This is a genomic window from Nocardia sp. NPDC005746 (genome assembly GCF_040630785.1).
In the GTDB taxonomy this organism is placed as follows: domain Bacteria; phylum Actinomycetota; class Actinomycetes; order Mycobacteriales; family Mycobacteriaceae; genus Nocardia.
In genome coordinates, this window is record NZ_JBEXYE010000041.1 from 1 (window position 1) to 7916 (window position 7916).

General features: G+C 65.3%; 9 protein-coding genes and 1 pseudogene. 3 read left to right on the forward strand and 7 right to left on the reverse strand.

The features are described 5' to 3' along the window. Positions 1 to 344 precede the first annotated feature (344 nt). Genes ABZ412_RS35665 through ABZ412_RS35675 form a run of 3 tightly spaced genes read right to left on the reverse strand, consistent with a single transcriptional unit; the run spans position 345 to position 2297 of the window. Entirely contained in the window at positions 345 to 1586 is a 1242-nt protein-coding gene (locus tag ABZ412_RS35665) for a sigma-70 family RNA polymerase sigma factor (RefSeq protein WP_357289683.1), read from the reverse strand. Beyond that, positions 1583 to 1921, reverse strand: coding sequence for a YciI family protein (locus tag ABZ412_RS35670; RefSeq protein WP_357289686.1), 339 nt, complete (start codon positions 1919 to 1921; stop codon positions 1583 to 1585). Before ABZ412_RS35670 ends, ABZ412_RS35665 begins: the two co-directional genes overlap by 4 nt. Before the next feature lie 7 nt (positions 1922 to 1928). Further along, a complete protein-coding gene (locus ABZ412_RS35675) occupies positions 1929 to 2297 on the reverse strand; it encodes a YciI family protein (RefSeq protein ID WP_357289689.1) in 369 nt (122 codons plus the stop codon). 176 nt (positions 2298 to 2473) lie between these two features. Here ABZ412_RS35675 and ABZ412_RS35680 point away from each other — a divergent pair, with 176 nt between their 5' ends. Continuing rightward, positions 2474 to 3388 carry a TIGR03619 family F420-dependent LLM class oxidoreductase gene (locus tag ABZ412_RS35680; protein ID WP_357289692.1) on the forward strand — a complete coding sequence of 305 codons (915 nt, stop codon included), beginning with the start codon at positions 2474 to 2476 and terminating at the stop codon, positions 3386 to 3388. 334 nt (positions 3389 to 3722) lie between these two features. Here the strand turns inward: ABZ412_RS35680 and ABZ412_RS35685 are convergent, their stop codons facing one another. Beyond that, a complete protein-coding gene (locus ABZ412_RS35685; protein WP_357289695.1) occupies positions 3723 to 4334 on the reverse strand; it encodes a hypothetical protein in 612 nt (203 codons plus the stop codon). Between the two features lie 568 nt (positions 4335 to 4902). Between ABZ412_RS35685 and ABZ412_RS35690 the strand changes: the two genes are divergently transcribed. Then, the gene (locus tag ABZ412_RS35690) at positions 4903 to 5649 is read left to right on the forward strand and encodes a hypothetical protein (protein WP_357289697.1); all 747 of its coding nucleotides are present in this window, start codon (positions 4903 to 4905) and stop codon (positions 5647 to 5649) included. Positions 5650 to 5718: 69 nt separating this feature from the next. Continuing rightward, positions 5719 to 6072, forward strand: a complete 354-nt coding sequence (locus tag ABZ412_RS35695; RefSeq protein WP_357289700.1) for a hypothetical protein — start codon at positions 5719 to 5721, stop codon at positions 6070 to 6072. Positions 6073 to 6265: 193 nt separating this feature from the next. Here the strand turns inward: ABZ412_RS35695 and ABZ412_RS35700 are convergent, their stop codons facing one another. From ABZ412_RS35700 to ABZ412_RS35710, 3 genes and pseudogenes are all read right to left on the reverse strand, one after another. Continuing rightward, the gene (locus ABZ412_RS35700; protein ID WP_357289703.1) at positions 6266 to 6664 is read right to left on the reverse strand and encodes a hypothetical protein; all 399 of its coding nucleotides are present in this window, start codon (positions 6662 to 6664) and stop codon (positions 6266 to 6268) included. Positions 6665 to 6891: 227 nt separating this feature from the next. Then, positions 6892 to 7104, reverse strand: coding sequence for a hypothetical protein (locus ABZ412_RS35705; RefSeq protein ID WP_357289706.1), 213 nt, complete (start codon positions 7102 to 7104; stop codon positions 6892 to 6894). 251 nt (positions 7105 to 7355) lie between these two features. Beyond that, positions 7356 to 7517, reverse strand: a pseudogene (locus ABZ412_RS35710) (IS30 family transposase); the annotation flags it as partial. Positions 7518 to 7916 lie beyond the last annotated feature (399 nt).

Below are 7916 nucleotides of genomic sequence, written 5' to 3' on the forward strand. Positions count from 1 at the left end.
CCGATCGTGCTCGTCAAGCACATGACCGCAGTCGGGGCAGGTATCACCAGGCATCGCGCCAGTATCACCGATCGGCCTGTCGCAGTTACCGGAGGCCCTCTGAGCTGCACTGAAATCGTCAGTAGCGGACGTTCTGCACCGCACCGGGATCCGCTCGCCAGAGTCTCGTGGTGGCCGGTTCGGTCAGCGCGGGATGCGGCAGAATAGTGCGTTTACTGCAACGGAACTCGCTGCGCGGGGTGTCAGAGACTCATGGCCTGACGTATTCGAACGGTCTGATGGTCGTTGGCAAACGAGCGTCTTCGGACAACCGGGTTGTGAGCGAGAGCTTCGTATGGTGGCCGCTATCGGTCGGGCCGGGCCGCCTTGTCTCGGAGGTAGCGCTGCTCGGGAAGACTGGTGGTGCGCTGGGCTGCCAGACTGTAGTTGGCCCGAGCGGCGGCGAACTCGCCTGCCAGCTCCTGTAAGTGGGCGCGAACGGCGTAGAGGCGGTGGTGCCGGGCGATCCGAGGGTCGGTGTCCAGTCCTTCCAGCAGTTCGAGTCCGGCGTGGGGGCCGTGGGTCATCGCAACTGCTACCGCGTAATTCAGCGTGACCATAGGATTCGGCGCGATCCGGCTCAGGATTTCGTAAAGGATCCGGATCTGTTCCCAGTCGGTATCCGCGGCCCGCGGTGCGTGGACGTGCAGCGTGGCGATCGCTGCCTGGAGTTGGTAAGGGCCTAGAGGTGAGGAGGACATGGCGGCGGTCACCAGTGCTGTGCCCTCTTCGATCAATGCGGCGTCCCACCGGTTCCGGTCCTGCTCGGCCAGCGGAATGAGGGCACCGTCCGGGTCGGTGCGGGCCGCGCGGCGGGCGTCGGTCAGCAGCATCAGCGCCAGGATTCCGGCGACTTCACCGTCGTCCGGCAAGGACCTGTGCAGCATGCGGGTAAGGCGGATCGCCTCCGAAGTGAGTTCAGCGCGATGCAGATCCGGTCCGGAACTGGCGGTGTAGCCCTCGTTGAAGATCAGGTAGAGCACGTGCAGGACAGCGCCCAGCCGTTCGGCCCATTCTTGGGGACCCGGCATCGCGAACGACGCTCCGGCTGCCTTTATCCGTTGCTTGGCGCGGCTGATCCGCGGCGCCATGGTGGCCTCCGGCACGAGAAAGGCTCGGGCCACCTCGGCTGTGGTGAGCCCGCCGACGGCCCGCAGTGTCAGTGCGACCTGAGAGGCGGGGGTCAGCGCCGGAAGGCAGCACAGGAACAACAGTGCGAGCGTGTCGTCCTGGTCGCCGGGGCTGTCGTCGCCCGGCGGCGGCGAAAGGTCGGCCTCCGGTGTCTCCTGCGCGGCGGCGGCTTCCCTGCGGCGGCGTGCCTGCTCGCTGCGCACCTGATCGACCAGACGGCGGGCGGCGACGGTGATCAGCCAGGAGCGCGGGTTCTCCGGAATACCTCCGTCGGGCCACTGCATCGCCGCGGCGAGCAACGCCTCCTGGACCGCGTCCTCGCATTCCTCGAACCCGCCGTAGCGGCGTAGCAGCACCCCGAGGACCTGCGGCGCCAGCTCGCGCAGCAGGTCCTCGAGACATGCGGACGTGCTCACATCTCCATCCCGGCCGAGTCCATCAACGGGCGCACCTCCACGGCACCGATCTGATCGCTGGGTAGCAGGGCCGCCAATTCCACAGCGCGCTCGCGGCTTTCGCAATCGACCAAGAACTGTCCGGCGACATGATCCGGGGTCTGCAGGTACGGGCCCTCGGTCACGATCACCGCGCCATCCAAAACCCGTACTACGGCGCTGATGGACGGATCAGCGAGTAGGTAACCGTCGATCAGTTCCCCCGCATGCCCGGTCGCGGCCAGCAACTGCTCGGGATCGAATGCTTCCCCCGATAAGGCCGCAGCGCTCGGATAGAGATTCAGCAGGAACTTCACGGCGTGCTCAGCGGTCGACTGTGTCTTCGAAGACGATCTGCCGCACCTCGATGCCGAGGCCCTCGACACCGGCGTCCGGGATGAGCGCGGCCAGCTCCAGCGCACGCTCCCTGCTGTCGCACTCCACCATGTAATACCCTCCGAGGTACTCCTTGGCCTCGAGATAGGGCCCGTCGGTCACCGCGGGAACGCCGCCCCGGACCCTGACCACAGCGCTCTGCGACGGGTCGGCCAGTACCGCGGTGCTGATCATCTCCCCTGACTTGGTAACGGTCTCGATGAACGCGCCGTGGCCGCTCATCACCTTCTGGCGCTCCTCATCAGTCAGCGCCTCCCAGATCTGCGGGTTGTTGTGCATGATCAACAAGAACTTCACGTTGTCTCCTTCGATGGTCGGGCGGCGCCGTCGAGGCACCGTTCACCATCAAGTCGGAGCCGGTAACGCATTCTTGCGGTGCCGGACCGCAAAATTCTGCTGCCCGCTCCGACCAAGACCCGAAGGGCCGCCTCGCCTGAGCGTTCCGCACCAACGGTCAACAACGGAGTATAAGAATGAATCTTCCACGCATCGGCGTCAGCTTGCCGTACGTCGGCCCGCACGCCGGCCCGGACGCCATCGTCGCAGTGGCCCAGGCGACCGAACGGCTCGGTTTTCACTCCGTGTCCGCCAGCGACCGGCTCCTGATCCCCGCCGGACCCCACTGGAACAACGACGCGGGCCTGCCCGAGTCCCATGTCTGGGACTCACTGGAGGTGTTGAGCTGGGCGGCCGCCCACACCCAGCGGATCCGCATGTGCACCGACATCGTGAACTCGATCTTTCACTCGCCGATCAACCTGGCCCGTCGACTGGCCACGCTCGACCGGCTGTCTGGCGGCCGGTTGGATGTCGGGGTCGGTCAAGGCGGCGGTACGCGACTGCCACCGTTCTACATCCCCGAGGAGTTCATCGCGGCGGGGGTGCCGGCCAGCCGCAGAGGCGCCGGGTTCGTCGAGCACATCGCCGCGATGCGGGCGTGCTGGGCGCCCGACCCCGTCGAGTTCGACGGCGAGTACTACCAGATCCCGTTGTCCATGGTCGGTCCGAAGCCGTACGCGGGCAAAATGCCCCTGTTCATCGGCGCGATCACCCGTCACACGATCGAACGGGCAGCCCGCATCGCGGACGGCTTCATCACCACCGCGGTCGACTGGGACGACACCCGGAGAAACGTCCGCTGGTACCGAGAGGCCGGCGGCACAGGCACCGTAATCGTGAATACGCTCCCTGGCCGACGCGACCAGCACCCGTCTCCCAGCGCTTTCAGCGACACCGCGCTGAGCGACCTCGACCGTGCCGCAGCCGTCGGTGCCGACGAGATGCACATCGCGATCCACCTGCTGCCCTCGGACCCCGAGCAGCAGGTCGAACTGCTGGAGGCGCTGGCCACCAAGCTTGGTTTGCCGATGCGCAAGACGACGCAATAGCACCGGCCGAGCGTTCTGCCGCCGCAGCCGCCGGGCGCAACGAGGAAGCCGGCACCGATGGAATGCGCCCGATCTCTGATGTGCCCGTGTCCCCGGATTTCCATGTGGCGCAACGCGATAACCTCCACGATGCGCATGGAGGTTACCGCCTTGGTGCTACCGCAGACGGCGGCACGGCGCGTGGCCCCGGGGCCGTCGCCTGCCGTGGGAGTCGGCCGAGACCGCGGCGTATTTCGCCAGGCGTAGCCCTGATGTGTGTCCAGACAACGCAATCAGCATCGGTGACGGCGTAAGGACATGAGACAGCTTCTCCGCGCCTTCGGGGCGTCGCGATTCACGACCCGATCGCCACACGGAAGGCGGATTCGGTACAGCCGGCGCCGAGCCGCTTGTGGCCTTCCTGGACCCCACGCGTTGTCCGGTGTTGTCTTCTCATCGACCGGCCTCCGTAGTACTGCGGTCTCACCGGAGGGCAGTACCGCAGGCCCAGCAGCCCGAGCATGGCGACCAGGGCGAAGTCCGGCGGGTTGTCCGAGTCGCGGGCGGCGCACAGCGGTGCCTCGAATTGCGGGTGTGAAAGTCCCAGTGTCGGTGGCTCGTTCGATACCCGCGGCCGGCGGACATACTCGGCGGGTGAGCGGTCCAGGACGCCGTCGATAACGCAGGTGCGGTAGAAGCCTGCGACGACGGCCAGGCGGCGGGCGACGGTGGCGGGTTTGAAGCGGCGGACCACCTGCATCCACCGCGTGCACCGTTCGACCTCGGTGCGGGCGGCCGCGAGTGGGGTGAGGTGCTGGTCGGTGCACCAGTAGAAGTACAGGCGCAGATCGGATTTGGCGTGGATGCGTGAGACCGCGGAGAAGCGGGCGAGGTAGGCGAGGGCGGCCAGCCGGAGCACGAGTTCGTCAGCGGCGAAGGTGACATCGATGTCGGGAGAGGGAGCCATCCTTCACGATGCCGCGATCCCGGCGAACCGCCCGAACAGACGCGCGGTATGCGGTGCGGGCTCGCGGTCATCGCAACACGTCTTCGAGCGCTTCTGATGGTGTGTGGTGCACCAGGTTCCGGCTGGCGTCGCCCAGCGCCGGCCGGTTCGGTCAGCTCGGTATGCGGCAATAGCGTGCGTTCCGGCGTTCCGATATAGGGAGAGGCAGTTGGAGATTCTGGCGATGGACTACAGCCGGATTGGTTTGTTGCAGGGCGCGGTATCCGGCTGCCTCGGAGTCTTGGCGGCTGACGGCAGCAATCAGGCAGATCGGATTGATAGTCTGGATGTGGCTGCCCGAGGGGCGGTTCGGCCGGGTTTTCCCTCCGACCCGCACGCAAGTGGTAGGCGAGGGGCGGTGTGTGGTGTGCAGCAGATCAAGGCTGGCTAGCTCTCGTTGCCGCCGCGATGGACCATGAAGACGTTCCAGGCGTTGGTGTCTGGACACGTGGAACGTCCTCCTGATGCGCTAGTCGGGCTCGCTTCCAATTCCATTTGAGCGGTAGCGGGAGATCGGACCCCCGCTGGCATGCCGAAGCGTGTGAAACGATCGTACGTAAGATCGGTGATGGATTTCCTGCCGGAGCAGTCGCGGCGGCGGGTTGTGGACGAAAGGACCCCGATGACCACCGAGACCACCGAAGACACCCGCCAGGCGGAGACCCCGCAGGCGCCGATGACACGGGCCGATCAGTTGCGCGCGGTGGTGACGCTGGTCAAATCGGGTGGATTGAAGCCGCTGGCGATCTACGTGTACGGCGAGCGGAAGAAGGCCGCCAAGAACTCCATGTACCAGTACCTCGGCAAGGGGGTCATGGCGGGAACAGCCGCGCTGCACCGCGCCCTGGTGCCTGTGGCGACCGCACCCGGCGCGGGGCCGGTGCGCGACCGGCTGATCGAGCTGCTCGATCGCCAGGCCGAGGTCATCCATGCCGCACCGGTGCGCAAGGTGGCCCTGACCTGGCTCGCCGCCGGCACCCCGGTCGATTTGAGCGCGCAGCTGAGCAAAGCTGACATGTTCCGGCTGGCGTTGAACTACCACTACCGCCAGCCGTTCGAAGAGTTGTTCGCGACCGAGGACGGCCGTGCGGCGATCGGTACGGACAACGTGGCCGCGGTGGTCGCGCAACTGGTCGGCCCGATCGCCTACGGTCGGCTGGTCGGAGCCGCCCGCACCACCCACAACGACCACGTTCGCATCGTCGACGAGTTCCTGGCCGCGCACCGGCAGCCGGAGACCGAGGCCGAGCCGTCCGACGCCGCTGCGGAGTCCTGACACAGGTCGCAGGTTCGAATCCTGTCCTCGCTACTACGAAAAAGTCAGCGAACCCGATCTGCTACGTGGTTGGGCAAAGACGATGGCCTCCTCGCTTCGCCGCTCAACAAGTCTGTGTCCGAATGGTTCTCGGAAATGTGTGCTGATCTCGAGAACCAGTTCGACAGGCGACCGTCAGCTGGGTCACCCGCTGCCGATCCTGTCTTGGCAGCGATGGTTCCGATGATGACGACAGCCGATCCCTCCGAGATCCGGGCCGCCGTGTTGTGGGTGCTCGATTCCGGGGAGGCCCGTGTCGGCGCCGAGCTCGTTCGCTACTTTGCCCACCGCTTCCGATGGGACTGGCTCGAAGACGAGCTCCGCCACCGGTTCCGAGACCGCAGTAGTGCCAGAGACTGGCGTGCGACGCGCTGGTACGAGTGAATCCTCGAAGCCTTCGATGACGACTGGGACGAAATCGACTTCTACCCGTCACTGAGGACGCCGCCCCAACAGTGATTGGGACTTGCGCTTCGGCCACCGAACGCGTACTGATCGTTGATCTTTCGAGACTCGCTGGCCGGTTCGGTCAGCGCGGTATGCGGCATGACAGGACATTCCCCTACGTGGTGCGCTGTTAGTCCTCGTTGTCCGTCCGCAGGAGGACACCGGTGACCGAGGAACGGAATTCCATGCGCCGTGTCCGGGGCAGCGGAACCTCGGTGAGCTTGCCGTCGTAGATCATCCACAGGCCGAAGCAACTGTCTTCTTCGTCGTGGACGAGGACTTGGACCGAGTGCGGATCAGGCCAGTGAAGAGACTCCAGGTGCGCCAAGAGGCCAGCCCAGTTGTGGCGGCGAAACTGGATCACCCAGGCGTAGCACTCGTCTGTTGCACGGTTGGTGCCCTCAAACATCGCATCGCCGACAGGGGTGAAGCATTGATGCCATTCACGCTCGTCGTCGCGAACGGTCAAGTGGTGCATGACTTGCTCGGCATCTCGGGCAAGAACGATGACCTCAGCGAATCTACTCACTTGCCCGATTCTCCAGCATGATTCTCATGGAATCTGTACTGGCGGCGCCTGTCTCAACCGCACGCAACTCGGCAGTAGCGGAAGTTCTGCGGCGTAACGGGTTCCGGCTGGCGGCGGGATCCACCACCGTGGCCCCGGACCGCGCGGGTAGCGGCATGAGCGTACTCAGCTGAGTACAGCCCAAACTCGTTCTTGCCGTGGGTTCCCTGACCACTTCGGCGCGAGTATCAGCGCCACAGATTCATCAGACACTGATAGCCCTGTTCGGTCCACACCAGATAATCTCCGTCGGCCACCGCGAGCCCCTCCTCGATCAGAAACCGGTGATCGAGATTCCCCCAATCGGCCACTACCCTGGCTCGCCCGTTGTACAGAGTCTCCAGCAGGTCGATAGCGCTGCGATGCGCCTCGGCCCATTCATATTTGTCCATGCGCTCCATCTAATCTCGCCGATTCGGCTCGGGCCATCCGTCACCCCTTGCTTCCGGTCGATTACATCGCCCGACTCGAACAGCAACATCGACGTTCAATCGGTACCCACATCGGCGAAGCCGTACGGAGTGTCCTAACAACGACCCGACATTCGGCAGAAGCGGACGTTACGCCGACCTCGGATCGGGACGGCCAGTTGATCTTCCGCTGCTCGCGCCGGCCGATTCGGTCAGCGCGGTATGCGGCGGGTTTCAGGCGGTCATCGCGACACTTGTTCGAGTGCTTCTGATGGTGTGCGGAATCCGAGGGTTTGTCGAGGGCGTCCGTTGAGTTCGTCGGCGATGGTGTCGAGGTCGGCTTGGCTGTAGGTGCGCAGGGCGAGGTGTCGGGGAAGGTATTGGCGGAGCAGGCCATTGGTGTTTCGGCAGACCCTTCCCCACGTCCAACGCACCCTTGGAGCCGCATTCTCCTCCGCCCGAATCGATCTCGCACCCGCGACGGATGACTACCCCGACCGACCCGGCCCGCTGACCGCGCCCGCCGAGAAGCCGGAGCAGCGGCTTCGGATCGAGATCGTGACCCTCGTGCACCAGCAAGCCGACCTGCGGTGTACATGATCCGCCCACAGGCTAGGGACTGGAATTCACGGCCGCCCAATCGAATCCGGCATTCGAAGAACGATGTGATCCTCATCCGACGGGTACGCCGATCCTCCCGTCGCCGACCTAGTGCCGTGTCCGGGAAGGTTGATGCTGGAACCGTTGTCCGGGGTGGCGGGTTGATCCTCGGCCGGTGAGCGGTGATGCTGCCGGTGGAGGTG